General features: G+C 65.0%; 25 protein-coding genes. 6 read left to right on the forward strand and 19 right to left on the reverse strand.

The features are described 5' to 3' along the window. Positions 1-14 precede the first annotated feature (14 nt). The 4 genes from RXV95_RS02940 to lgt all read right to left on the reverse strand — a co-directional run bounded on the left by RXV95_RS02940 (position 15) and on the right by lgt (position 4,233). Positions 15-1,301: a cytochrome b/b6 gene (locus RXV95_RS02940; RefSeq protein ID WP_338467535.1), complete on the reverse strand. Its 1,287-nt coding sequence runs from the start codon at positions 1,299-1,301 to the stop codon at positions 15-17. 11 nt (positions 1,302-1,312) lie between these two features. After that, the gene (petA, locus tag RXV95_RS02945) at positions 1,313-1,894 is read right to left on the reverse strand and encodes a ubiquinol-cytochrome c reductase iron-sulfur subunit (protein ID WP_338467536.1); all 582 of its coding nucleotides are present in this window, start codon (positions 1,892-1,894) and stop codon (positions 1,313-1,315) included. Positions 1,895-2,210: 316 nt separating this feature from the next. After that, a complete protein-coding gene (locus tag RXV95_RS02950; RefSeq protein WP_338467537.1) occupies positions 2,211-3,293 on the reverse strand; it encodes an SAM-dependent methyltransferase in 1,083 nt (360 codons plus the stop codon). Positions 3,294-3,315: 22 nt separating this feature from the next. Further along, positions 3,316-4,233, reverse strand: a complete 918-nt coding sequence (gene lgt / locus RXV95_RS02955) for a prolipoprotein diacylglyceryl transferase (RefSeq protein WP_338468617.1) — start codon at positions 4,231-4,233, stop codon at positions 3,316-3,318. 140 nt (positions 4,234-4,373) lie between these two features. On the opposite strand from lgt, the gene RXV95_RS02960 reads away from it, so the two are divergent. Both RXV95_RS02960 and RXV95_RS02965 read left to right on the forward strand, forming a co-directional pair. Beyond that, on the forward strand, positions 4,374-6,083 hold the full coding sequence (locus RXV95_RS02960; RefSeq protein WP_338467538.1) for a class I adenylate-forming enzyme family protein: 1,710 nt from the start codon (positions 4,374-4,376) through the stop codon (positions 6,081-6,083). A 65-nt stretch (positions 6,084-6,148) separates the two neighbouring features. Then, entirely contained in the window at positions 6,149-8,923 is a 2,775-nt protein-coding gene (locus RXV95_RS02965) for a [protein-PII] uridylyltransferase (RefSeq protein ID WP_338467539.1), read from the forward strand. 28 nt (positions 8,924-8,951) lie between these two features. Here RXV95_RS02965 and RXV95_RS02970 read toward each other — a convergent pair whose 3' ends face one another. Beyond that, positions 8,952-9,308 carry a carboxymuconolactone decarboxylase family protein gene (locus RXV95_RS02970; RefSeq protein ID WP_338467540.1) on the reverse strand — a complete coding sequence of 119 codons (357 nt, stop codon included), beginning with the start codon at positions 9,306-9,308 and terminating at the stop codon, positions 8,952-8,954. A 129-nt stretch (positions 9,309-9,437) separates the two neighbouring features. On the opposite strand from RXV95_RS02970, the gene RXV95_RS02975 reads away from it, so the two are divergent. Next, on the forward strand, positions 9,438-9,998 hold the full coding sequence (locus tag RXV95_RS02975) for a YqgE/AlgH family protein (RefSeq protein ID WP_338467541.1): 561 nt from the start codon (positions 9,438-9,440) through the stop codon (positions 9,996-9,998). A gap of 59 nt (positions 9,999-10,057) precedes the next feature. Here the strand turns inward: RXV95_RS02975 and ribA are convergent, their stop codons facing one another. The 5 genes from ribA to ppk2 all read right to left on the reverse strand — a co-directional run bounded on the left by ribA (position 10,058) and on the right by ppk2 (position 14,176). Continuing rightward, a complete protein-coding gene (gene ribA / locus RXV95_RS02980) occupies positions 10,058-11,203 on the reverse strand; it encodes a GTP cyclohydrolase II (RefSeq protein ID WP_338467542.1) in 1,146 nt (381 codons plus the stop codon). Continuing rightward, complete coding sequence (locus RXV95_RS02985) at positions 11,152-11,943, reverse strand: exodeoxyribonuclease III (protein ID WP_338467543.1); 792 nt, start codon at positions 11,941-11,943, stop codon at positions 11,152-11,154. The genes ribA and RXV95_RS02985 overlap by 52 nt, the downstream gene beginning before the upstream one ends. 333 nt (positions 11,944-12,276) lie before the next feature. Then, the gene (locus tag RXV95_RS02990; protein WP_338467544.1) at positions 12,277-12,951 is read right to left on the reverse strand and encodes an outer membrane lipoprotein carrier protein LolA; all 675 of its coding nucleotides are present in this window, start codon (positions 12,949-12,951) and stop codon (positions 12,277-12,279) included. Positions 12,952-13,052: 101 nt separating this feature from the next. After that, positions 13,053-13,220 (reverse strand): 50S ribosomal protein L33, encoded by a 168-nt coding sequence (gene rpmG, locus RXV95_RS02995; protein WP_338467545.1) that lies wholly within the window; start codon positions 13,218-13,220, stop codon positions 13,053-13,055. Between the two features lie 176 nt (positions 13,221-13,396). After that, positions 13,397-14,176 (reverse strand): polyphosphate kinase 2, encoded by a 780-nt coding sequence (gene ppk2, locus RXV95_RS03000; protein ID WP_338468618.1) that lies wholly within the window; start codon positions 14,174-14,176, stop codon positions 13,397-13,399. A gap of 125 nt (positions 14,177-14,301) precedes the next feature. Between ppk2 and phhA the strand changes: the two genes are divergently transcribed. After that, positions 14,302-15,240 carry a phenylalanine 4-monooxygenase gene (gene phhA, locus RXV95_RS03005; RefSeq protein ID WP_338467546.1) on the forward strand — a complete coding sequence of 313 codons (939 nt, stop codon included), beginning with the start codon at positions 14,302-14,304 and terminating at the stop codon, positions 15,238-15,240. Between the two features lie 101 nt (positions 15,241-15,341). On the opposite strand, the gene RXV95_RS03010 is transcribed toward phhA, so the two are convergent. The 4 genes from RXV95_RS03010 to RXV95_RS03025 form a co-directional block, all read right to left on the reverse strand. Further along, the gene (locus RXV95_RS03010) at positions 15,342-15,644 is read right to left on the reverse strand and encodes a hypothetical protein (RefSeq protein WP_338467547.1); all 303 of its coding nucleotides are present in this window, start codon (positions 15,642-15,644) and stop codon (positions 15,342-15,344) included. Positions 15,645-15,722: 78 nt separating this feature from the next. After that, positions 15,723-15,977, reverse strand: coding sequence for a GlsB/YeaQ/YmgE family stress response membrane protein (locus RXV95_RS03015; protein ID WP_338468619.1), 255 nt, complete (start codon positions 15,975-15,977; stop codon positions 15,723-15,725). A 125-nt stretch (positions 15,978-16,102) separates the two neighbouring features. Next, positions 16,103-16,918 (reverse strand): undecaprenyl-diphosphate phosphatase, encoded by an 816-nt coding sequence (locus RXV95_RS03020; protein ID WP_338467548.1) that lies wholly within the window; start codon positions 16,916-16,918, stop codon positions 16,103-16,105. A 95-nt stretch (positions 16,919-17,013) separates the two neighbouring features. After that, the gene (locus RXV95_RS03025; protein WP_338467549.1) at positions 17,014-18,837 is read right to left on the reverse strand and encodes an ABC transporter transmembrane domain-containing protein; all 1,824 of its coding nucleotides are present in this window, start codon (positions 18,835-18,837) and stop codon (positions 17,014-17,016) included. A 130-nt stretch (positions 18,838-18,967) separates the two neighbouring features. Here RXV95_RS03025 and phaZ point away from each other — a divergent pair, with 130 nt between their 5' ends. Both phaZ and RXV95_RS03035 read left to right on the forward strand, forming a co-directional pair. After that, positions 18,968-20,224, forward strand: a complete 1,257-nt coding sequence (phaZ, locus tag RXV95_RS03030; RefSeq protein ID WP_338467550.1) for a polyhydroxyalkanoate depolymerase — start codon at positions 18,968-18,970, stop codon at positions 20,222-20,224. After that, entirely contained in the window at positions 20,221-21,195 is a 975-nt protein-coding gene (locus RXV95_RS03035; protein WP_338467551.1) for a dipeptide epimerase, read from the forward strand. Before phaZ ends, RXV95_RS03035 begins: the two co-directional genes overlap by 4 nt. On the opposite strand, the gene RXV95_RS03040 is transcribed toward RXV95_RS03035, so the two are convergent. From RXV95_RS03040 to RXV95_RS03060, 5 genes are all read right to left on the reverse strand, one after another. Continuing rightward, positions 21,165-21,794, reverse strand: coding sequence for a DUF4126 domain-containing protein (locus RXV95_RS03040; protein ID WP_338467552.1), 630 nt, complete (start codon positions 21,792-21,794; stop codon positions 21,165-21,167). The two genes, RXV95_RS03035 and RXV95_RS03040, sit on opposite strands and share 31 nt — an antisense overlap. Before the next feature lie 7 nt (positions 21,795-21,801). Beyond that, positions 21,802-22,251: a MaoC family dehydratase gene (locus RXV95_RS03045; protein WP_338468620.1), complete on the reverse strand. Its 450-nt coding sequence runs from the start codon at positions 22,249-22,251 to the stop codon at positions 21,802-21,804. 109 nt (positions 22,252-22,360) lie between these two features. Beyond that, positions 22,361-23,452 carry an acyltransferase gene (locus RXV95_RS03050; protein ID WP_338467553.1) on the reverse strand — a complete coding sequence of 364 codons (1,092 nt, stop codon included), beginning with the start codon at positions 23,450-23,452 and terminating at the stop codon, positions 22,361-22,363. Further along, positions 23,449-24,834 carry a DUF5935 domain-containing protein gene (locus tag RXV95_RS03055; protein ID WP_338467554.1) on the reverse strand — a complete coding sequence of 462 codons (1,386 nt, stop codon included), beginning with the start codon at positions 24,832-24,834 and terminating at the stop codon, positions 23,449-23,451. Before RXV95_RS03055 ends, RXV95_RS03050 begins: the two co-directional genes overlap by 4 nt. After that, positions 24,827-24,985 carry a hypothetical protein gene (locus RXV95_RS03060; protein WP_338467555.1) on the reverse strand — a complete coding sequence of 53 codons (159 nt, stop codon included), beginning with the start codon at positions 24,983-24,985 and terminating at the stop codon, positions 24,827-24,829. Before RXV95_RS03060 ends, RXV95_RS03055 begins: the two co-directional genes overlap by 8 nt. Positions 24,986-25,067 lie beyond the last annotated feature (82 nt).

Genomic DNA, 25,067 nt, shown 5'->3' on the forward strand with positions numbered 1-25,067 from the left:
CTCTTGTTAGACGCTCAGGCGTTGCCGCCGGAGAGCGCGGCGCTCTCGTCCTTGCCCAGCACCGATTCGGTGATGGAGAAGGGCAGCGGCTCGGGCCGTTCGATCGAGGAAACGACCGGCAGGATGACCAGGAAGTGCAGGAAGTAGTACACGGTCGCGATCTGCGCGATCATGACATAGGGCTCTTCCGCCGGTGAGCCGCCGCAATAGCCCAGGATCAGCACGCAGGGCAGCAGGCCGAACCAGATGAACTTGCGCAGCATCGGACGATACTTGGTCGAGCGGACCGGCGAGGTATCCAGCCAGGGCAGGAAGAACCACACCAGGATCGACGCGAACATCGCCAGCACGCCCATCAGCTTCGCCGGGATGAAGAAGAAGTCCGAAGTGAAGCTGCGCAGGATCGCGTAGAACGGCCAGAAATACCATTCGGGCACGATGTGCGCAGGGGTCTGCATCGGGTTGGCCGGGATATAGTTGTCCGGGTGGCCCAGCATGTTCGGCATGAAGAACACGACCGCGCAGTAGAAGAACAGGAACACGCCCAGGCCGAAACCGTCCTTCGCCGTATAATACGGGTGGAACGGCACTGTGTCGCTTTCGTTCTTCACTTCCACGCCGGTGGGGTTGGTCGACCCCGGAATGTGCAGCGCCCAGATGTGCAGGATCACGACACCCAGGATCACGAAGGGCAGCAGGAAGTGCAGCGAGAAGAAGCGGTTGAGCGCGGCCTGGCCCGGTGCGAAGCCGCCCAGCAGCCAGGTGTGCAGCGCATCGCCCACCAACGGGATGGCGCTGAACAGGCCGGTAATCACCTGCGCCCCCCAGAAGCTCATCTGGCCCCAGGGAAGCACATAGCCCATGAAGGCGGTGGCCATCATCAGCAGGAAGATCACCACGCCCAGCAGCCAGATCATCTCGCGCGGGGCCTTGTACGAACCGAACAGGAAGCCGCGGAAGATGTGGACATAGACCACCACGAAGAACGCCGAGGCGCCGTTCGCGTGCATATAGCGCAGCATCCAGCCCCAGTTGACGTCGCGCATGATGTGCTCGGTCGAGTTGAAGGCGACCGAGCTGTCGGCGGCATAGTGCATCGCCAGCACAACGCCGGTAACGATCTGGATTACCAGGCAGAACCCGGCAAGCACGCCGAAGTTGTACCAGTAGCTGAGATTGCGCGGCACGGGATAACCCGCGCCGATCGCGTTATAAACGAAGCGCGGCAGCGGCAGCTTCTCGTCAAGCCACCGCATCAGCGGATGGGCCGGCTTGTATTCGTTCGCCCAGGGAAAGCTCATGATTTCTGACCTCAGCCTACCTTAACGACGGTGTCGGACTTGAACGCGTATTCGGGCACGTCGAGGTTCCTCGGAGCCGGTCCCTTGCGGATGCGCGCGGCGGTATCGTATTGCGAACCGTGGCACGGGCAGAAATAGCCACCGTATTCGCCGCGGTTCTGTTCGGGCGTGATCCCCTGGGGAACGCAGCCCAGGTGGGTGCAGACGCCCATCGTGATCAGCCATTCGGTCTTGCCCGGCAGCGTGCGCTCTTCCAGCGTCTGCGGATCGCGCAGGGTGGAAATGTCCACCGCGTTCGCTTCGCTGATTTCCTTGGGCGTAAGCTTGCGCACGAACAGCGGCTGCGAACGGAACACCGCCACGATGCCCGATCCCGCCTGGATCGGAGAGATGTCGACCTCGGTCGTGCTCTGCGCCAGGACGTCCGCCGAAGGCGCCATCTGCGAAATGAGTGGGTAAAGGACGGCCAGCCCGCCCACGCCGGCGGCGCTTACCGCCGCAACATTGATGAAATCGCGGCGCCGCACGCCATCTCCGGTAACTGCATCCCCGGTAACTGCGCCCGGAGTCTCGATGGTTGCCTCGTCAGCCATTGGAGTTCCCTGCCTGCTGCTGCGCGCGGGCGGGAATCGCCCACGTACAGACTTGCCATTCTTGTCGGCGGGACTGCCCCTTCGAAGATTGCCCCGCCCTGCGGGGAGCTATGCACGCGCGATATCCCGATGCGTGCCGACCCCCACGTTGCGGGCCTGATAGACGTAAAAATGCAGGTTTGCCAACAGGCATTTTAGACTGGGTCGCAAGCACCGCGAATGGGGGAAACGCGCGGCTTCGCGAACGGCCAGCCGGAACGGCGCACGGCGGTGGGACCGATTCGGCCCTGTCGCGGGCGGCGCCACAGGTCCGCGATCAGAATCCCGCGCCGTCGGGCCATCCCGGCGCGGCAAGGCCCATCACCTTGAACAGCGTGCCCATCTGCGCCTCGTCCGTCAGCCGGTTTTTCGCCGCATGAATGGCTTGCGAGTGCTGCGGCGCGAACGATGCAAGCGCCTCTGCGCGCGCGTCGATGCCCAGCGCGCGTAGCCAGCGGCCCTGTTCCACCGTGCCCAGCCAGCGGGCGCCGCGCGCCTCGACGATTGGGGCAAGCGCGGAAAAGTCCACGTGCGCGGTGATGTCGGCCTCGCCCGGCGCATCGAACAGCCCGACCTTGCGATGCGCGCGCACCGCCTGCATCGTGCTGCCCAACCGGGGATCGGCATGGCCATAGTCAAAGAACAGGCCCGCGCCGCCCTGCTGGGCGATGCGCCCGGCGACCTCGAATATCGTCGCGGCGGCGGCCGGGCAGGTTTCGATCAGCGAACCCTCGGGCGCATCGCGGCGCGCTTCGGGAACCGCGGCATCCATCGGCCTGTCGCCCGCGACCGCGACGAGACTGTCGCCATCGAGGCCCACCATCCGCTCGCGCCAGCCCTGCGCGGTGCGCACCAGCTGGCGAACGGGCAAGGCGTCGAGGAATTCGTTGGCGACGACCAGCAGCACCCCGCGCGACGGCACGGTGGAGAAGTCGGCATGCCACACCGCATGTTCGTGCAGTTCAAGCTGGTGCGCCTTCAGCGCGGTGCTCGTCTCCACGAAATGGATTTCGGGCGTCAGGCCGTATCGCCTGGCGGCGGTCAGCGCGTCGCGCGCCAGCGTGCCGCGCCCCGGCCCGAACTCCACGTAATGGACCCGTTCATCGCGCCCGGCGCGGATCCACATGTCGGCCAGCCACAGCCCGATCAGTTCGCCGAACATCTGACTGATTTCGGGGGCGGTGATGAAGTCCCCGCCCGTGCCCAGCGGATCGCGCGAGTTGTAATAGCGCGCGTTCGATTCGGCCATGTAGTGCGCCAGGCTGATCGGGCCGGTGTTGCGGATCAGCCGTGTGAAGATGTCCGCCAGCGAATCGCCCGGTTCCTGCCGTCCGGTCACGTCCATGCCGCTATCAGCCATGCCGCTACCAGCCATGCCGCCATCACGTCGCCGCGGCGGCAGGCGTCGCCGAAGAGAGGCGCGGTTTCATGAAGGCGCGCACCACGAAGAACAGACCGACCGCGACCAGCGGCAGCGAAAGCCACTGGCCCATCGAAAGCCCGGTCTGGTGCGCGAAGGATTCAAGCTGGGCATCCGGTTCGCGGAAGAATTCTACCGTGAAGCGCGACAGGCCATAGCCGAGCGCGAAGGTGCCGACGAGCAGGCCCGGACGCCAGCGTGCGCGCGTTTTCCAGAACAGGACCAGCAGGATCGTGCCCAGGATAATGCCTTCAAGCCCGGCCTCGTAAAGCTGGCTGGGATGGCGCGGCAACGGCCCCGCGCCCGGAAATACCATAGCCCAGGGAACGTCCGGCCCGGCCACGCGGCCCCACAGCTCTCCGTTCACGAAATTGGCGAGGCGGCCGAAGAACAGGCCGAAGGGCACGCAGACCGAAAGGTAATCCGAAACGCGAAGGAAATTGAGGCCGCCGCGCCACGAGACATAGGCGATGGCCAGCAGAACGCCGATCAACCCGCCGTGGAAGCTCATCCCGCCGTCCCACAGGCGCAACAGGTCCCAGCTGACCGTCTCGCCGGGGGTGAAATGGGTGAACAGGCTGGGCTGCCCGGTGTTTCCGCCGGTGTAGAACAGCGCATAGCCAATCCGGCCACCAAGGATGATCCCCAGCGTTGCATAGAAGAACAGGTCGTCCGCGTGGCGCTGGGCCATCGGTGCGCCGGGCTGGCGGATCATGCGCGAAAGGTGCCAGTATCCCAGGATGATCCCGGCCAGGTAGGCCAGCGAATACCACTTGAGCTGGAAGAACCCCAGATCGAGCGCGATCGGGGATAGGTGCAGGTCGGACCAGCGCAGCGGAACGTGCGCGGTGGCTGCTGCAGCAGCGGCCAATAGTGACAGCAAGACCCGTACTCCTTAAATGAGCGCCGGCAGGTCCCCCGGCGACCCTCTGGCTTGCGGGCGCTTTAAGCATAGGCCACCATTGGCGCAAATGCCTATCGGGCGACCTGTTGAATTATCTGGGAGAGATACGAACCGTCATGCCAAGTCAGCTCGATACGGAAATCGCCAAGGTCCAGCAGGCGCTGTTCGCGCCGGGTGGAATGTTCCACACCACGCCGATCGAGCGCTTCGGCCGCGAACTGCCGATGATCGCCGCCGCGCCGCCTTCGCTGGCGCATTACTTCGAGCAGTTCACAGAATTGCAGGCGGACAAGGTCTTTATCGTCGATGGCGACCTGCGCCTGACCTTCCGCGACGTTTACGACGCGGCGCGGACCGCCGCGGGCGGGCTGGTTGAAGGGCACAAGCTGCAAAAGGGCGATCGCGTGGGCATCGCCGCGCGCAATTCGGCCAACTGGGTGGTCGCCTATATGGCCGTGCTGATGGCAGGCGGCTGTGCCACGCTGCTGAACGGCTGGTGGCAGGGTGAGGAACTCGTCCACGGGATCGACCTGGTCGGTTGCCGTTTCGTGATCGCCGACGATCAGCGCGCGAAGCGTCTGGAAGGCACCGCGCACAGTGCCGACATCATGCTGATGCAGCACGATTGCCCGCCTGCCGAAGGGTTGGCCACCTTTGTCGCCAAGGGCGGCGGGGCGGAAACGCCGCTGCCCGAACTGACCGGAGACGACCTGGCGACCGTGCTCTACACGTCCGGCTCCACCGGCCCGTCGAAGGGCGCCTATTCCGATCATCGCGGGGTGGTGCAGGGAACCTTCAACTACCTGGCGCAAAGCGTGCTGATGCTGGGCGTGCTGACCGGTCGCGGTGAAGCGCCAGCCGCGGACCAGCAGCCGGTTACGCTGGTCAACGTGCCGCTGTTCCACGTGACGGGCGAAGTGCCGATCCTGCTGCAAAGCTATGCCCTGGGGCGTCGGCTTGTGCTCATGCCCAAGTGGGACGCGGAAAAGGCGATGCAGCTGATAGAGCGCGAGAAGGCGACCTATTTCGTCGGCGTTCCGCTGATGAGCTATGAGATCGCCACCCATCCCAACCGCGGCAAATACGACCTTTCAAGCTGCGTGACCTTTGCCGCCGGCGGCGCGCCGCGACCGGTGGAGCACGTGGAGCAGATTCGCGATGCCCTGCCGCAGGGCTTCCCGATCATCGGCTATGGCCTGACCGAGACGAACGGCGTGGGCTGCGGCAACTTCAACGAAAACTACATGGCCAAGCCGAATTCGACCGGCCCCGCCTCGCTGCCGCTGGTGGACCTTGCGATCCTCGACGATGACGGAAACGCGCTTCCGCCAAAGGCGATGGGCGAAGTTTCCATCCGGTCGGTCTGCAATTTCCTGGGCTATTGGGACAACCCCGAGGCAACGAAGGCGGCAATCATGCCCGACGGGTATTTCCGCACGGGCGACCTGGGTTATCTGGACGAGGACGGCTATCTGTTCATCGTCGACCGCAAGAAGGACATCATCATTCGCGGCGGTGAAAACATCGCCACCGTGGAAGTGGAAAGCGCGATCTATGCGCATCCCGATATCGCCGAGGCGAGCGTGTTCGGCCTGCCCGACGACCGCTTTGGCGAAGTGCCGGCGGCGGTCTATCTCGCCAAGCCGGGCCACACGCTGACGCCCGAAGCGCTTGCCGAATTTCTGGGGCAGCACATCGCGCCGTTCAAGATTCCGGCAAAGTTCTGGCAAGTGACGGAACCCCTGCCGCGCCTCGGCACCGAAAAGGTGGACAAGCGGGCCTTGCGCCAGAAGTACACGCAGGAGTGGGAACAGAAGCGCGGCTAGGCGCAAGTCGTGGCCGGATTCGCGCGCGGGTGGACGCGGCGCGCGCGCGTCCCTAAATCTGGGGCATGACGCTTCCCCGCATCGCGAACCAGCGCAAGATCATTGAACGCCGCAAGCTGGCCGAAGCGGTGCGCAAGGCCGTGGCCGAACATGGCGACAAGGCGCGGCCCGCGGTGGTGGACCTGCTGCGCGACGCGCTCGATTCGGGGCGCGCGGAACTGTCCCGGCGGCTTGCGGCGAAGCCCACCGCCGGTCACGAATGCGCGCAGGGGCACGCCTTCCTGATCGACCAGGTGGTGCGCGTGATCCACGATCACGTGGTGGAGGACGTCTATCCCGCCGGCAACCGATCGACCGGAGAGCATCTTTCGATCCTTGCGGTCGGCGGTTACGGACGCGGCGAGATGGCGCCGCATTCGGACGTCGACATCGCCTTCCTGACGCCCGGCAAGCAGACCGCCTGGTGCGAACAGGTGATAGAGGCGATGCTCTATTTCCTGTGGGATCTTTCGCTGAAGGTCGGCCATTCAAGCCGTTCGCTGGACGATATGGTGCGCATGGCGAAAAGCGACCTGACGATCCGCACCGCGCTGCTGGAAGGCCGCTATGTCTGGGGCGACCGCGACCTGTACGAGGAAGCGTCGCGCCGGTTCTATGCCGAAGTCGTGACCGGGACCGAGCGCCAGTTCGTTACCGACAAGCTGGAAGAGCGCAACGAACGGCACAAGAAGCTGGGCGACAGCCGCTATGTGGTTGAGCCCAACGTGAAAGAGGGCAAGGGCGGGCTGCGCGACCTTCACACGCTCTACTGGATCGGCAAGTACATCCACAAGGTGAAGACGCCGTCGGAGCTGGTCGACGTGGGGCTGCTGACCGCGCAGGAATACCGTTCGTTCCGGCGGGCGGAGAATTTCTTCTGGGCGGTGCGCTGCCATCTGCACACTATCACCGGCCGCGCGGAGGACCGGCTGACCTTCGACATGCAGCCCGAAGTCGCGCGGCGCATGAACTTTGCCGAACGTCCGGGCAAGAGCGCGGTCGAACGGTTCATGCAGTTCTTCTTCCTCCAGGCGAAGCAGGTGGGATCGCTGACCGGCGTGTTCCTGGCCCAGCTTGACGAGCAGTTCGCGAAGAAGGCGAAGCCCGCCTTCCTTTCGCGGATGCGGCGCAAGCGCAAGATCGGGGAATACCTGGTGGATGGCGGCAAACTTGCCGCGCCGGACGACGAATTCTTCCAGCAGGATCCGGTGCGGCTGGTCGAACTGTTTACCGTGGCGGATCGCGAAGGGCTGGAAATCCATCCCGAAACGCTGCGCGTCGTGCGGCGCGATGCGGGGCTTATCAATGGCAAGGTGCGCAAGACCGCGCGCGCCAACGCGCTGTTCATCGAATTGCTGACCAGCCGGAACGATCCCGAAACGGTGCTGCGCTGGATGAACGAATCGGGCGTGTTCGGCCGCTTCATTCCCGACTTCGGCCGCGTGAACGCGCAGATGCAGTTCGATATGTACCACCACTACACGGTGGACGAACACACGATCCGCGCGATCGGCCTGCTGGCGCGGATCGAAAAGGGCGACCTGAACGACGACCATCCGCTTTCCAGCGAGGTGATCGGCAAGCTGGCGTCGCGCCGCGTGCTCTATGTCGCAACGCTGATGCACGATATCGCCAAGGGCCGGCGCGGCGACCATTCGGTGCTGGGGGCGGAACTGGCGCTGCGCGTCTGCCCGCGGCTGGGACTGGGCGCCCAGGAAACCGAAATGGTCAGCTGGCTGGTGCGCCATCACCTGCTGATGAGCGCGACCGCCTTCAAGCGCGACCTGGCCGATTACAAGACCATCGCAGATTTCGTTGCCGTCGTGCAGTCGGTGGAGCGGTTGCGCCTGCTGCTGATCCTGACCGTGGTCGATATCCGCGCGGTCGGCCCCGGCATCTGGAACAGCTGGAAGCGCCAGCTTCTGGGCGATCTGTTCGTGGCCGCCGAAGAGATGCTGCGCCTGGGGCACAAGCAATATGGCCGCGCCGAACGGATCGCCGCCAAGAAGAAGGCGGTGGGAGAGATCCTGCGCGAACGCGACAAGCTGATCGGAACGGTCGGGCGGCAGATGGCCGATTCCTACTGGATTGCGGAGCCGGAAGACATCATCGTGATGAACCTGCAGCAGATGGACCGGGGCCACGGCCAGCCGCTGCGGATCGAGGCACAGTATTACCCGGCGCGCGGCGCAACGCTGGTTACCGTGCTGGCGGCGGACCATCCGGGCCTGTTCTATCGCATCGCGGGCGGTATCCACCTGGCCGGCGGCAATATCATCGACGCGCGCATCCACACCGCGAAGAACGGCATGGCGGTCGACAATTTCCTGGTGCAGGACCCGCTGGGCCGCCCGTTCAACGAACCGGGCCAGATGGAACGGATCAGGACGGCGATAGAAGACGCGCTTGCCAACCGTGTGAAGCTGGCCCCGCAGCTTGACCGGCGCCCGCTCGCCCGGCCGCGCGCCGAAGCCTTCGACGTGCAGCCGATGGTCATTTTCGACAACAAGGCGTCGAACCGCTTCACGGTGATAGAGGTCGGCGCGCGCGACACGCCGGCGTTGCTGAACCGGTTGGCCCGCGCGCTGTTCGAAGCGCGGCTGATCGTCCACTCAGCGCATATCACCACTTATGGCGAGCGCGCGGCGGACACGTTCTATGTAACCGACCTGCTGGGCGAAAAGCTGGAAGAACAGCGTCAGCGGTCGATAGAGCGCCGCCTGCTGGAAGCCGCGGCAGACAACACGGCCAAGCCGGGCAAGTCGGGCAAAGCCGCGGAAAAGGCGAAAGAGCCGGTCTGAACCGGCGCTTCGGCACCTGTGCCGGGCGTTATGTCCCGGCCGCCTTCTCGGTGAACTGGTCGAAGGCTTCCACGGCCTGCGCTGCATACATCAGACTTGGCCCCGCGCCCATGTAAAGCGCCATGCCCATCGCTTCCATCACCTCTTCGCGCGTGGCCCCGCGCGCGACGGCGGCCTTGGAATGGAACGCGACGCAGCCATCGCAGCGGATCGCCACCGCGATGGCCAGCGCGATCAGTTCTTTCGTCTTCGCGTCGATATGCCCGCCTGCGGTCGCGGCCGAAGCGATGGCCGAAAAGGCCTTCATCACTTCGGGCGAGCCGAGCCGCACTTCCTTGATCGCGCCGGAGAGTTCGTCGGCCATTTCGGGCCAGTTCTTGTTCATGGGATCGTTCTCCTTGGATCTTCGGCCATCGCCAACTGTCGCTATCCGCATATGGCAGCCGTGCCTTGATCGCGGTCAAGCGTCCGATTGGCATTTGGTTCGCGGGGGCAGCGCGGCTATCGTGCCATCATGACCGACGCCCCTTACCTGACGGGCCGCCTTCTGCTGGCGATGCCCGGCATGGGAGATCCCCGCTTCGAACAGGCGGTTATCGCCCTGTGCGTGCATGATGAGAACGGCGCGCTGGGCATCGGCATCGGCCACATCCGCGACGGCACCGGCTTTCACGCCGTGCTCGACGAGCTGGGCATCGATCGCGGCGTCTCCCCCGATGCACCTGTCCACCACGGCGGCCCGGTGGAGCCGGGGCGCGGGTTCATCCTTCATACGGCGGACTGGATGGGCAAGGATTCGATAGAAGTCCCGCCGCTGGGCGCGCTTTCGGCCTCGCTGGAAATCCTTACCGCCATTGCCGAAGGGCGCGGGCCGGAAAAGTGGATCATGGCGCTTGGCTACGCGGGCTGGGGCGCGGGCCAGCTTGACGAGGAAATGCACCGCCACGGCTGGCACGCGGCCGAAGGACGGCCGGAAATCCTGTTCGATACCCCGCCCGAATCGCGCTGGGTTTCCACCTGGCGCGCCGAAGGGATCGACCCCGCGTTGCTTTCGAACGCGACGGGCCATGCATGAAACAGAGCCTCCCGGAGGCTTCGCCTGAACTGAAGCCCCACAACTTCTGAGGCCTGACCCTAAAGCAGGTGCCCGGTCCGGTCGCGCTTGGTATCCAGATAGCGCGCGTTGTGCGGGTTTGCGGGCAGCTTGTGCGGCACGCGCTCGGCAACGGTAACGCCCACGCCTTCCAGCGCGGAAACCTTGGCCGGGTTGTTGGTCATCAACCGGATCGCGCCCACGTTCAGCAGGGAAAGCATCCGCGCGGCGACGGGGAAATCGCGCGCTTCGCTGGGCAGGCCCAGCCGTTCGTTGGCTTCCACCGTGTCGAAGCCCTGGTCCTGCAGTTCATAGGCGCGCAGCTTGTTGATCAGGCCGATACCGCGTCCTTCCTGCCGCAGGTACAGCAGCACGCCCCAGCCGCCCGCCCGCGCCTCTTCGGCCATGGCGTGAAGCGCCGCGTCCAGTTGCGGCCCGCAGTCGCACTTCAGGCTGCCCAGCACGTCGCCCGTCAGGCATTCGGAGTGCAGGCGGACCAGCGGCACCCTGTCGCCGCTTTGCCGCCCGACCACCAGCGCAACGTGTTCGCGCAGATCGTCCCGCGCGCGGAAGGCCACGATCTCGCAATGGTCCAGCGCTTCTACGGGGAGCCGCGCGCGGGCCTGTATCGTCAGCCGCGCCGGATCGCGGAAGGCGGCAAGGTCCGCCGCGCTCGCCTCGGCGCCCGGCCCGATACCCGGCGCGATATCCGGCCCCGTGCCCGACATTGTGCCGGGCGACACCAGGAACGCGGGAAGGATGCCGGCCAGCCGCGCCAGTTCCATCGCCGTTTCCGCCGCCTCGCGCGGCTCCAGCGGTTCTGCGCGGAAGGGGCCGCGCATCGGGTAGGCAAGGTCGCGAGACGGATCGGCCAGCGTCCGCGCATCGTCCAGCGTGAACGGCTCACCGCCCCGGATCAGCACCGGCGCGTGCGGTTCGGCCGCCTCGCGCTGGTTGGCCAGCTTCAGCGTGGCCGCGCGCGCGGCGGAAATCAGCAGGTGGGGGGCAGACAGCCCCGGTTCGGAAAAGCCCGTTTCGGCGGGCAGCAGGTCAAGCGCGCCGTCCGTGCCGCTCACCCGCACCGGCCAGCCGTGGCGCAGCGCGTCGAGCGCTTTCGCGACGGCGCGCGGATCTGTCACAGGTCGAAGTCCGTGATCAGCGGCACGTGGTCCGAAGGCTGTTCCCATTTGCGGGTTTCTTCCACGAAACGGTGCGCGGTCGATTGACTGGCGACGTCCGGCGATGCCCACATGTGATCCAGCCTGCGCCCCTGGTCCTTGTTGCGCCAGTACGACCGGTACGACCACCAGGAATAATTGCGTTCGGGCGCGGGAATGTGCTTGCGCCCCAGGTCCACCCAGCCGTGCGCATCGGCCATGCGCTGCAAGGCTTCCACCTCGATCGGCGTATGGCTGACGACCTTCAGCAGCGCCTTGTGGTCATAGACGTCGCATTCCAGCGGGGCGATGTTGAAATCGCCCACAAGCAGCGTGGGCGCATCGATCCTGTCGGACCAGCGCGTCATGCGTTCAAGAAAGTCCAGCTTCTGGCCGAACTTCGCGTTCACCTCGCGGTCGGGCACGTCGCCGCCCGCGGGGATATAGACGTTGTCGATCAGCAGCCCCTTGCCGGGGCCGGTCAGCTCCACGCCCACGTGCCGCGCCTCTCCGTTGTCCTGCCAGTCATGCCGGCTGACCTCTCGAAACGGAATGCGGCTTACCGTGGCGACGCCGTGATAGCCCTTCTGCCCGTTCACCGCGCGGTGGGTGTATCCCAGTTGTTCGAACGCGTCGTGCGGGAACAGGTGCTCTGCCACCTTGATTTCCTGCAGGCACAGCACGTCTGGCGCCTGCTCGGTCAGGACACGGGCGACCTGTTCGGCGCGCAGGCGGACGGAATTGATATTCCAGGTAGCAACGGAAACCATGCCGGGGCTTTAGGTGCCTTGGTCCGCGTTTTCCAGAGCGCCGTGCGATCTGCCTGTCCGCAAGGTGATCGTATCGGCCCGCGGGACACAAAAAACCCTCGCCCCGGGGGCATTGGGGCGAGGGTTCCGTTCGCGTTCGTCACGCTTGACAGGCGGCTTCAACCGGAGGCTCGGGCAACAGGGGGGAAACCCGCCTCGACCGCTCTTGTCGAAAACCGTTTTAGGCCCGGCGCGCTTGCTGCCGGATGAACGGCAGCGCAAGGTTTGTCGCAGTTTGTCGCGGCTCTGCAACGTCCGGCAGCAAGACCGCGCCGAATCGGCCGCAGGAATCAATCAGCGGCCGGGGGCGGAGCGGCGCGGGTCTTTCCAGCGGAACATGTTGTTCGATACGGACATTCCATATTTCTGGTTCGAAAGCCGGATCGTGGTGCGCTTGTTCTGCGAATCCAGCGCGACCCAGCTATCCAGCTGCCAGCCGCCCGGCGCGCTTGCATCGCGCATGAAGATCATCGTGATCGTGCCGTATTCGGGATGCTTGGGGTCTTTGGCCTCAAGGCTCAGCACGTCGGGGTGGCCGGTCGGGATCAGCCTGGCATAGCGGGCGACATCGCGATTGGGATCGAGCAGCGCGCCAAGCGGGCTGTTCTTGATCGGCCAGCGCTGAACCTGCCGGACCTCGTAGTCGATCATGGTCAGCGCCTTGCCGTCCGATACGATCAGCAGCGGAACACCGTCCTGGTACTGGAAGCGGATGCGGCCGGGGCGCTTCATCGTCAGCACGCCCGAAACGCGCTGGCCGGTGCGGTCCGTCTGCACGAAATCGGCCTGCATGGTCGAAATGTCGCGCAGCGCGGTGACGGCTTCGTTCACCTGCGGCGGAACGGCCTCCGCGGCGGCGGTGGCGGATTGCGCCGGCACAAACGCGGCAACGCCCCCGGCGCCAAGCGCGAGGGCGGCAGCACCAAGGGTGCGGAGCGGTAGGCGGGAAAGCTTGTCGATCATGTCCATCGCCGCCTCATGCAATGCGGGCGTTGAACTCGCCGTGAACCCCTTGCAAAGACACGGGCAAGGTTCCGGCAGGCGGGAGCGCAAGGCACCCGCCATGGCGATTACTTGATCTTCGCTTCCTTGAACTCGACGTGCTTGCGCGCGACCGGATCGTACTTGCGGAAAGTCATCTTCTCGGTCGTGTTGCGCGGGTTCTTCTTGGTGACATAGAAGAAGCCGGTGTCCGCGGTCGAAACCAGGCGGATCTTGACGGTGGTGGGCTTGGCCATCTCAAATTCCCGAAACGCGTTGCGGCGCTAAATCCAAACAAGACAGGCGGCGCGTTCCCACGCCGCCATCGCAAGGCGCGGCCCTTGGGCGAGAATCCATGCAAAGTCAAGATGGCGAGGTGCCCCTGTGCGCCTCTCTGCCCCGCCTGTGAGCGTTTCAGTGCCGTCGTTGGTGCCTAGTCCATCGGAAAATCGGGCAGGGGTTTCAACAGGCTGCAGCTTTCCTTGATCGGATCGTGGCCCAGCGGGGGCAGGTCAATATCCTCAAGCGGGACGTGCGTATCGGGCAGGCGGTTCAGGAAATCGCGAATCAGCGTAAGCCGTCCGCGCTTCTGTTCGTTGAAGTTTACCAGCGTCCACGGTGCGTATTGCGTGTGCGTGGCCGCCAGCATCGCCTCGCGCGCCTTGGTGTAATCGGCGTATTTCTGCCGCGCCTCGATATCGATCGGTGAGAGTTTCCAGCGCTTCAGCGGATCGTCCAGCCGTTCCTTGAAGCGCTTTTCCTGTTCTTTCTGGTCCGCCGTCAGCCAGTATTTGAACAGCAGGATGCCATCGTCGACCAGCAGCTTTTCGAACACCGGCGCCTGGGCCAGAAAGTCGCGAACCTGCCGGTCGGTGGCGAAACCCATCACCTTTTCCACCCCGGCACGGTTGTACCAGCTGCGGTCGAACAGCACGATCTCCCCGGCGGACGGCAAGTGCTGGACATAGCGCTGGAAATACCATTCGCCGCGCTCCCGGTCGGACGGTTTGGGCAGGGCCACGCTGCGGCACTGGCGGGGATTGAGCTTTTCCAGGATGGCGTGGATCACGCCGCTTTTCCCGGCGGTATCGCGGCCTTCAAGGATGACGAGCACGCGCGCGCCCTTTTTCGCGGCCCAGCGCGCGGCGCCCACAAGTTCTTCCTGCATCGGCTCGATCGCGTCTTCGTATGCCTTGCGTTCGGCCTTGCCCATCGGATGTTCCTTGCTGCTTTCGCGCTGATTCGAAACGCGAACCTGCGGCACGCGGCGTCCCCTTGCAATGCCGTGCCGCGATTTGCCGCGCGGCCGCCGCCGTGCTACAAGTTGCAGTTGAAACCATGACCCTGATGCTCGACACCGAAACCGACTTCAGTCGCCTGCCGGACCTGCCGCCGGACGTGTTTACCGCGCCGCTGAAACGCCCCTCTCATGTGGGCGAGGACTGGCTGGAACCCGCCCAGCGGACCTATGGCGATGCCGAGCACGGGATATGGAAGGATCTCTATGCCCGGCAGATGGACATCCTGCCCGGCCGCGCGGCCAGTGCCTTCATGGCCGGGTTGCAAAAGCTCGGCCTGGGGCGCGGCGGTGTGCCCGACTTTCGCGAATTGTCCGAGGAACTGGGCGCGCTGACGGGGTGGAGCGTGGTGCCGGTGCCGATGCTGATCCCCGATCACGTGTTCTTCTGGCACCTGGCGAACCGGCGCTTTCCCGCGGGCAACTTCATCCGCACGCGCGAGACGTTCGACTATATCGAAGAACCGGACGTGTTCCACGACGTGTTCGGCCACGTGCCGATGCTCGCCGATCCGGTCTATGCCGATTACATGCAGGAATATGGTCGCGCCGGGTGGAAGGCGATGCGCTATAACCGGCTGAAGGCGCTGGGCGCGCTCTACTGGTACACCGTTGAGTTCGGGCTGATCCAGGAAGAGGCGGGGCTTCGCGCCTATGGCGCGGGCATCCTATCGGGCCCGCGCGAGGCGGTGTTTGCGATAGAGAGCAAGTCGCCCAACCGGATCATGCTGAATGTCGATCGCGTGATGCGCACCGACTATGTGATCAGCGACCTGCAGCCGACCTATTTCGTGATCGAAGGCTTCCAGAACCTCTATCACCAGACGGTTGATCGCGATTTCGACCGGCTTTACCGCTCGCTTGGCCCCGGTTTCACTTATGCCAACACCGCCGTGATCGATATCGACAACGTGGTGACGCGCGGAACGCTGGAATACCACTTGCGTGGCGGACGCGGATCGGGCGCCACTGCCGATTGATTCAGGCTGACTGTTTCAGGATGGGCGCGATGCCAAACGAAAGGCCGGCCCGGACGAACCGGACCGGCCTATTTCGATAAGCCGACAGAAATCCGCTCCGGTCAGCCCGGCGTCTTGTCCCCCGGCGTCTTGTCCGTCGTATCGGCCTTGTCTTCCATGGCATCGGCGGTCGCTTCGCCCGCATCGCGCACGGCATCCGCCTTGTCATGGGCCACGTCCTCTGCCGCGCCGCTCATCGTCGCGTCGGCGGCCTGGTCCATGGCGTCGGCGGTGGCATCGGCCGAATCGCGCACGGCGTCGGCCTGGTTTTCCATCGCGTTTTCCTTCTTGCTGTCGCACGCGGCAAGGCTGAGGCCCATTGCGGCGACCGAGGCGATCATCGCGCCTTTCACGATCATTTTCATCAGGTTCTCCCCTTCTAGCATGAACGGGGCGGCAAACCTGCGCCGCCCCGTTCCGGAATTGTTTTGAAAGTCAGGTGTTTAGCGGACCGATCCGCGGCGAACCAGGTTCACGATCGCCAGAAGGACGACCGCGCCCAGGAACGACACGATCAGGCTGGTGACAGAGATGCCCGACGTAATGCTTCCGCCGGCAACCACCAGTCCGCCGATCAGTGCGCCGATCACGCCGACCACGATGTTGAGGAATATGCCTTGCTGGGCGTCGGTGCGCATCACGATGCTGGCAAGCCAGCCGAGAATTCCACCGACGACGAGTAATACGATAAAGCCGATCATTTTTCCGTAACCCTTGCTCAATTGCCTGTCTGCCCAATCAATCCGGGGCTGCGGCAAATGGTTCCGGAAATTCGCGACGAACGGTTCGGTTCGGAGAAATCTGGCTGGGAATCAGCCGGAAATCAGTGGCTTGAAAGAACCCAAACGGCCAGCGCGCCAACCGCGATGCGATACCAGGCGAAGGGCGAAAAGCCCGATTTGCTGATATAGGCGACGAACATCTTGATGACCGCCATCGCGACAAGGAAGGCTACCACGAAGCCGATCGCGATCTCGCTCCAGCCCACGCCCGTCGCACCGGAGGCAAGCGCCTCACGCTTGTCGATCAGTTCCAGCGTGGTGGCGCCCAGCATCGTCGGGATTGCCAGGAAGAAGCTGAACTCGGCCGCGGTGCGCCGCTCTATCCCCATCGCCAGCGCGCCCATGATCGTGGCGCCCGACCGGCTGACGCCGGGGACCATGGCCAGGCACTGGACGAAGCCTACGCCCAGCGATGCCTTCAGGCTCAACTGGCCGATCCCCACATATTCGCCGGGTTTCGCCAGCTTTTCGACCACCAGGATGGCAATGCCGCCGACAATCAGCGCCCAGGCGACCACCATCGGGCTGCCCAACAGGATGTCGATATAGTCCTTCAGCGCCAGGCCGATGACGGCGGCGGGCATGAAGGCGACCAGCAGGTTGCGCACGAAGCGGATGGACAGCGTTTCCATCCGCACCAGTCCCATCGCCACGGCCCAGAAGGTGCGCCAGTAAAGCACCACGACCGCCAGGATCGCGCCCAGCTGGATCACGATGTTGAACACGGCCCACTGGTTGGCATCATACCCGAACAACTCGGTCGCCAGGATCAGGTGCCCGGTCGACGAGACGGGCAGGAATTCGGTAAGACCCTCGACGATACCGAGGAGGATGGCGGTGAGGGTCAGGCTGTCCATGCGATGGCGGAGGTCGCCAAACGCGGCGATCCTGTCAAGACCTGCCGGATCGCCTTACCGCGAATTCATCGCAGGTCGCGTGCCCGATGCGGCTTTCAGCTCTCCGCGTGATCGAACTGGAGCCGGGCCAGCCGCGCATAAAGCCCGCCCGATGCGGCAAGGTCCGCGTGCGTGCCGATCTCGACGATCCGGCCCGCTTCCATCACCACGATGCGGTCCGCCTGGCGCACGGTGGCAAGCCTGTGCGCGATGACCAGCGTGGTGCGATGTTCCATCAGCCGGTCGAGCGCCTGCTGCACCAGCCGCTCGCTTTCGGCGTCGAGCGCGCTGGTCGCTTCGTCCAGAAGCAGGATCGGCGCATCGCGCAGCAACGCGCGGGCAATCGCGATTCGCTGGCGCTGGCCGCCCGAAAGGCGCGTGCCATCCTCTCCCAGAAAGGTATCGAGCTGTTGCGGCATGTCGCGCAGGAACTGTTCCGCGTTGGCGGCGCGGGCGGCTTCCCAGATCTGATCGTCGCTTGCGCCCCAGTTGCCATAGCGCAGGTTGTCGCGTGCGGTGGCGGCGAACAGCGTGCCGTCCTGCGGGACGAGCGCCATGCGGGCGCGGATTTCCGCCGGATCGGCGCTGGGCAGGGCGACCCCGTCGATCCGGATCGTGCCTTCCTGCGGATCGTAGAACCGCTGCGCCAGCATGAAGAGGGTGGACTTGCCCGCACCCGAAGGCCCGACGATGGCCACCGTCTCGCCCGGCTCAACGATCAGCGAAAAATCACTGAGCGCGGCGACTTCGGGGCGGCTGGGATAGCGGAAGCCCACGTTCTGGAAGGCGATCTGCCCGCGCGGAGGTTCGGGCAGGCGGGTCGGGCGGGCCGGTGCGCGGATGTCCGGCTCTTCCAGAAGCAGTTCGTTGAGCCGGCTGGCCGCACCCGCGCCGCGCAGCAATTCGCCATAGACTTCGGTCAGCGCGCCGAACGCGCCCGCCACAAGGCCGCCGGTGATGACGAAGGCCGCAATCGTGCCGCCGCTGATCGTGCCGCGGGCCACGCCGATCGCGCCTTCCCACATCAGGCCGGTAATCCCGCCGAACACCAGCAGGATGATGATGGAGGTCATGATCGCGCGGATCGTGATGCGCCGCTTGGCGGTGGCGAACGTGCGCTCGACCGCTTCGGAAAAGCGCGTGTGTTCGCGCCGTTCCTGCCCGAAGGCCTGCACCACCTTCATCGCGCCCAGCACTTCGGAAACCATGGAGCCGACATCGGCCACCCGGTCCTGGCTGTGGCGCGAAACCTTGCGCAGCCGCCGGCCGAAATAGGCGATCGGGCCGATCACCAGCGGGATACCCAGCAGCAGCCCGCCGGTAAGCGCGGGCGCCAGCGTGAACAGGTAGGCGATCCCGCCGATGCCCATGATCGTGTTGCGCAGCGCCACCGAAACCGTGGTGCCCACCACCGTTTCGATGATCGCGGTATCGCTGGTCATGCGAGAGGATATCTCGCGCGGGCTGTTCGCCTCGAAAAAGCTGGGCGGCAGGCGCAACAGGTTGTCCTGCACTTTCAGCCGCAGGTCCGCCACGACGCGTTCGCCCAGCCAGGATACGAAATAGAACCGGCATGCGGTGCCGATCGCCAGCACCAGCACCACCACCAGCAGCATCTGGAACCAGTGCGCGATGTTGTGGACATCGGCCCCGGCGGCGAAACCCTTGTCGATCACCTGGCGGAATCCGGCGGGAATCGCCAGCATCGCCAGCGCGGTGACAAGCAGCGCCGCGCCCGCCGCGGCCACTTGCGCGGGATATTTCAGCGCTTCGCGAAGCACCATGCGCAGCGGCGCGATATTGCGGGCCGGCCTGGGGTCGGCCTGCTTGCCGGTCACGTCCGGGGCGGCCTCTTCCGGCGCGGAGGTTCGATCGTCCATCGCCATCGCCTAGCCGATGGTATCGGGCACCGGAAGGCCTTCCCGTGCGTTGTTGCATTGCAACAGAGGCAAAATAGGCGCAATCTGCGATTCAAACGCGTGATCTGCGCGCATGCAAAAAGGGTCCCACGTGCTTTACAAGGCTTATGAAATCCAGCGCTCCATGCTCACCATGTCGAGTGCGATGGCGTCGATGGGCGCCGAATTCCTGACCAGTGGCGAATATCCGTTCGCCATGATTCCGGGCACCGACATGATGGCCTCCGCGTTGGAAGTCTATGCCCACGCAGCCGCACCGCGCGGCAAGCCGGCCTTCGGCATCCGGTCGGTCCAGCTCGACGGCAATTCGCATACGGTGCACGAATCGACCGTGCTGCTGCGCCCGTTCGGCGACCTGAAGCGCTTCACGCACGACGGGTTGCCCAAGGACGCGCCGCGCCTGCTGATCGTCGCGCCGATGAGCGGGCACTATGCCACGCTGCTGCGCGGCACCGTCGAACGGATGCTGGAGCGGTGCGAGGTCTATATCACCGACTGGGCCGATGCGAAGTACGTGTCGATGGCCGACGGCGATTTCGACCTCGACGACTATATCGATTACCTGATCGAGTTCCTCGAATACATCGGGCCGGGCGCACACATGATGGCGGTGTGCCAGCCCTCGGTCCCCGCGCTGGCGGCAACGGCGGTGATGGACGCGGCGGAAAACCCGTGCCGCCCGGTAACGCTGACAATGATGGGCGGGCCGATCGATACCCGCGAAAGCCCCACTGCGGTGAACGATCATGCGATCACCAAGCCCTATGTCTGGTTCAAGCACAACGTGATTACCGAAGTGCCGATGAATTATCCGGGCGAGGGGCGCCGCGTCTATCCCGGCTTCGTCCAGCTTGCCAGCTTCATGAGCATGAACCTGGGCAGCCACATGATGAGCCATTACGGCCTGTTCAAGCACCTTGTTGTCGGTGACGGCGAAAGCGCCGAGGCGACCAAGGCGTTCTATGAGGAATATCGCGCGGTCTGCGACATGACCGCCGAATTCTATCTGCAGACGGTGGACGTGGTGTTCCAGACCCATGCGTTGCCCAAGGGCGAATTCGTGCATCGCGGCAACGTGGTGGATACCGGCGCGATCCGCGACACCGCGATCCTGTGCATCGAGGGCGAGCGCGACGATATCTCGGGCATCGGGCAGACCAAGGCGGCGATGAAGATCACGCCCAATCTTCCGGACGAGATGAAGAAATATTACCTTGCCCCCGAAGTGGGTCACTATGGCATCTTCAACGGCTCTCGCTGGCGCAATTCGATCGCGCCGGTGGTGGAAGCGTGGATCGCCCGGCACACGGCGAAGGGCAAGGGGCGCAAGCTTACCGCCGTCGCGTGACGCTGGCCGTATCCGCGCGGGTCGAACGCTTCGACGCCGCGGGAGCCTTCGTGATCAGTCGCGGCGCGAAGACGCACGTCGACGTGGTGACCTGCACCATTGTCGCGTCTGACGGGGCGCGGGGCGAAGGCGAGGGGACGCCGGTCTATTACCGGGGCGAAAGCGCCGCACAATGCGTTGCCGCGATAGAGCGCTGGGCCGCTGCGGGAGCGCACGAGGACCGCGCGCGATTGCAGCGCGAACTTCCGGCGGGCGCGGCGCGCAATGCAGTCGATTGCGCGCTGTGGAACCTGGCAGCCGCCCGCGCCGGAGTGACGTTGGCCGAACTGGCGGGCCAGCCCGCGCCCGCTCCGGTGCAGACCGCGATGACCGTTTCATTGGGTGCGCCCGCCGCGATGGCGCAAGCGGCCTCCGCGGCGGCGCGGGACGGATTTGTTCTGCTGAAAGCGAAGCTGGCGGGCGACGGGCAGGACGAAGCGCGCGTATCGGCGATCCGCGATGCGGCGCCGGGCGCACGCCTGATCGTGGATGCGAACGAGGCATTCGCCGCGCGCGACCTGGTCGCTGACTTGCGCGGCTTCGCGGCGGCAGGCGTGGAGATGGTCGAACAACCGCTTCCGGCAGGAGAGGACCGGGCGCTTGAGGGGATGGAGCCCGCCATCCCGCTTTGCGCGGACGAAAGCTGCCAGACCGCCGCCGACCTGCCGCGGCTGGCAACGCGCTATCAGGCGGTGAACATAAAGCTGGACAAGTGCGGCGGGCTTACCGCCGCGCTGGCGCTTGCAAGCGCGGCAAGGGCGCGCGGCATGGACCTGATGCTGGGCTGCATGCTTTCCACCAGCCTTGCAATCCGGCCCGCGCTCGTCCTTGCCGGGCAGGCGCGCTGGATCGATCTGGACGGTCCCCTGCTGATCGCGCGGGACCGGCCCGGCGGCCTTCGCTATGACGGCGGGACGATCTTTCCCGATTGAGGGTTCCGGCCGAAGAACAACCGCTTCAGCGCCGCGCGCGCCGCCAGCAGCAGCCATAGCGCGAGCGCCAGCAGCACCAGCGCGATCGCGCCCGCGATAACCGGGAACTGGAACGCGAGCACCAGCAACCCGCCCGTCGCCACGTCCTCTGCAGTGGAGGTGGCGATATTGCTGATCGGTTCGGGGCTGGTGTTGATAACCGCGCGCGCGCTGGCCTTTCCGCCATGCGCCAGAAGCGCCGCGCCGCCGCCCAGCAGGAACACCGCCACCTGCCACGCCGGATCGCTTGCATCCACCACCGCCAGCGCCAGCAGCGCGCCGCCAAGCGGCCGGATCACCGTGTGCACCGTGTCCCACAGGGTATCGACCCAGGGCACCTTGTCGGCCATGAATTCGGCCAGCGCGGCGGTGAAGGCCACGCCCATCACCCATGGGTCGCCCAGCACGCGCAGGGCTTCCATGTGTTCGGGCAGCGGAATCGCGCCCAGCCGCATGGCAAGCCCGGTCGCGAAAACGGTCAGATACAGACGCCAGCCCGACAGGAGGCTCACGCTGGCGGCGAGCCCCAGTATTTCCAAGATGCCGGGCTGGGTTGTCATGGCTGGATCATACGAAGAATTGCGTGATCCATTCGGCCATCAGCGCGGGCTTTTCCTCGCCTTCGATCTCTACCGTGATTTCCATCGTCTGCTGCCACTGGCCGGGGCGCTTTTCTTCAAGTTCGAGCAGTTTGAAGTGGCCGCGCACGCGCTTGCCCGCACGCACGGGGGCGATGAAGCGCGTCTTGTTGCCACCATAGTTTACGCCCATCTTCACATTTTCCGGGCGCGGGCAATCGCTCTCGGCGGTCAGCACCGGGATAAGCGACAGGGTAAGGAACCCGTGGGCGATCGTACCGCCGAACGGGGTCAGCTTCGCCTTTTCCTCGTCGATGTGGATGAACTGGAAATCGCCGGTCGCTTCGGCGAACTTGTTGATCCGCTCCTGGCTTACTTCGAACCAGTCCGAAGTGCCGACGGTCTGGCCGACCAGCGCGGTCATGTCCTGCGGCGACATTGTCTTGCTCATAAACGTCGAATCCTCTCGCTGCTTGCGTGTCCCCGGTTGCTCCATGGACGAGCGGGGCACGGCGCGCAACGGTGCTCGGGATCGGCGCGGTCTGGTGTCAGTTGGCGGGAAGTGGCCGGCGGTAGGCGGCCCAGCGCGGCGCACGGGCGTTCAGCCACCGCTGCGCGGGTCGTTCGACAAGGCGATAGAGCAGGGCGGAAGTGGCAAGCACGATCAGCAGGTAGGCGGCAAGGCCCGCCCAGCCGACCTGAAGCGTCTCGTCCACGAACAGCAGCTTGAAGATCAGGAACAGGAACGTGTGCGAAAGATAGGTCGAATAACTGACCTCGCCCAGCCAGACGACGGCGGGAACGCTCAATATCCGGGAAACAGGCCCGGTGTCGCTGGCAAGCGCAAGGATCGTTGCGGTGAAGAAAAGCGGGATCACCGCCGTTTGCGGCCAGCCCAGCACCAGCCCCAACGTGCCCCAGCCCGCCGCCGCCAGCACCCAGGGCCATGCTCTTGCGGTTCTTGCGCCACTGGCGCGCCAGATCATGCAGGCGATGGTGCCAAGCGAGAATTCGACAAGGCAGCGGACCAGCCCCAGGCCCGAAATGTCATCGCCCAGGCTGCGATATCCGTGGCTGGAAAATATCGCCTGGATCGCTGCGGCCAGCGCCGCGGCCAGCAACAGCCGCGTTGCCGGGCGGCGGACCTTCGATGCGATCAGGACGATGCCCGGAAAGGCAAGGTAGGCGGCAAATTCGGTACTGATCGACCAGGCGGGCACGTTCCAGCCCGTGTGCGCGGTGAACCCCCAGTTCTGGATCAGCAAAAGCTGCAACGGCAATTGCGCGAACGGCATGTCCGGGTTCGGCCTGCCGGAAAGCGCTGCCATTGCCGCGAACGTCGCAAAGGCGGCCAGCATGGTCGCGTGAAGCGGCCATATCCGCGCAAACCGGCGCCAGAGGAATTCCCCCGTGCGGCGCGCCCCGCCGGTCGCCAGCCTGTCCGCGTAATTGTACCAGATCACGAACCCGGACAGGATGAAGAACAGGTCGACCGCAAGGTAGCCCCGGCCCAGCACGGCGATCGCATCGGCGGGCAGTATCCCGGTCAGCGACAGGCGCACGTGATACAGCACGACGGCCCATGCGGCGATGCCGCGGATGCCGGTCAGCGCGTCGAGATGGCGGGGCTGCGCGTTCACGATTGCAGCGCCGGTGCGGATGTGGGCGGCCTGGCGCGGCGCGACCGGGCGACGATGCGCGGCGGGCGTGCAATCGCGATGCGCTTTGCATAGGCCCACAGGCTGATCTGCAACCCGATCAGCATATAGCAGAACGGCTGGAAGGCGATGCCGACGAACAGCGAGCCGAGAAGATAGACGAACTGCGCCTGCTGCAAGGCATTGGCGAGCGGGGCCAGCCACTCCATGCCCTGCGGCGGGTCCCTGCGGAAGCGTCGGCGCAGGACTTCCATCTGCGTTATGCCCAGCGCCTGCAACAGCAGCCACAGGGCAAGGCCGGGATAGCCCTGTTCGCCCAGCATCTCGAAATAGGCCGAGTGATAGGCGCGGCCCTTGTCGACGATCTTGTCCTTCTCGATCTCGACGTTGCTGCCGTCGCGGTCCTTCTCGACGGTGTCGAAGCTCAACCGGTTCTGGCGATAGGCTTCGAACCCGCCGCCGAAGGGATGCTGCTCGGCATATTTGATCGTCCACTTCCATACCGCGATGCGGGTGGAGGCGGACTGGTCCGCCTGGTGGTTCTCGATAGAACTCATCCGCTCCTTGTAGCTGGCCGGCAGCATCGGGATGGCGATCGCCCCAGCAGCAGCGATCAGCGCCACATAGGCGAACCTGTGGCGAACCGTGCGCAGCGAAAGAACCAGAAGCAGAATGATGCAGAGCAGGCCGGTGCGCGTTTGCGTGCCGACAGGGATCAGCAGGCAGGCAAAGCCCAGCGCCACGGCGAACAGTCGTACTTTCCAGTCTGCGGGGAACACCGTTCCGTGGCGGACCAGCCAGACGATCAGCGGCAGAATCGCGACCGCGACCATCGACAGCGTGCTGCCTTCGTAAAGGCCGGTGTTGTCGTTCACCAGCAGGCTCAACCCGCCATAACCTCCGCCGCCGGAGGCCAGCGTCTTTATCCCGCCGCCGATGATGATCACACCGGCGGAAAGGACCATGATCAGCGCCATCGCTTCGATCCGCAGCCGGGTGCGTAGAGTGAGTGGCAGGAAAATTGCGAAGACCAGCGCCTTCCAAACCCACGACCATTTTTCCTGCGCGGCAACGGGGAAATCGGCGGTCTGCGTGGTCACGAAGCAATAGGCCAGCAACGCAAGCAGGATCGCCTGCCGCATCGAGAAGCGCAGGTCGCGCTTGTCGTCCGCGACGAACCAGAGGCCGAATGCCCCGACAAAGGCAATCAGCGAAATCGGGATGTGCGAAATGAGTCCCCAGTCGACGATCCGCTGCGGCGCGACAATGTCGAGCCATGTATAGGCAAGCACGAACAGGAACGGCTTGCGCATGCCCGCGCCGAAAAACGCGAGCGCGAAGGCAAGGAAAAACAGGTCAAGCACCGGGTGTGCGCCTGCGCCTGGGTCTGGCAGGGCGGACCGGCGCCTGATCGGGGAAGTTCGGATCGTGGTCCAGGTCGTCGCGCTGCAACAGTCGCCAGATGGCAATCGCCATCAGCAAGTGCGGCACAAGGATCGTGAACTTGTCGATCATGTCCGCGCCCCCGGCGGTGTCCTTTCGCGTTGCCGCCGGTCCCGGATCGGGCCAGCCTTACCGCCTGCTATCCGAATCCGGT

Source organism: Novosphingobium sp. ZN18A2, from assembly GCF_036784765.1.
Taxonomy (GTDB): domain Bacteria; phylum Pseudomonadota; class Alphaproteobacteria; order Sphingomonadales; family Sphingomonadaceae; genus Novosphingobium.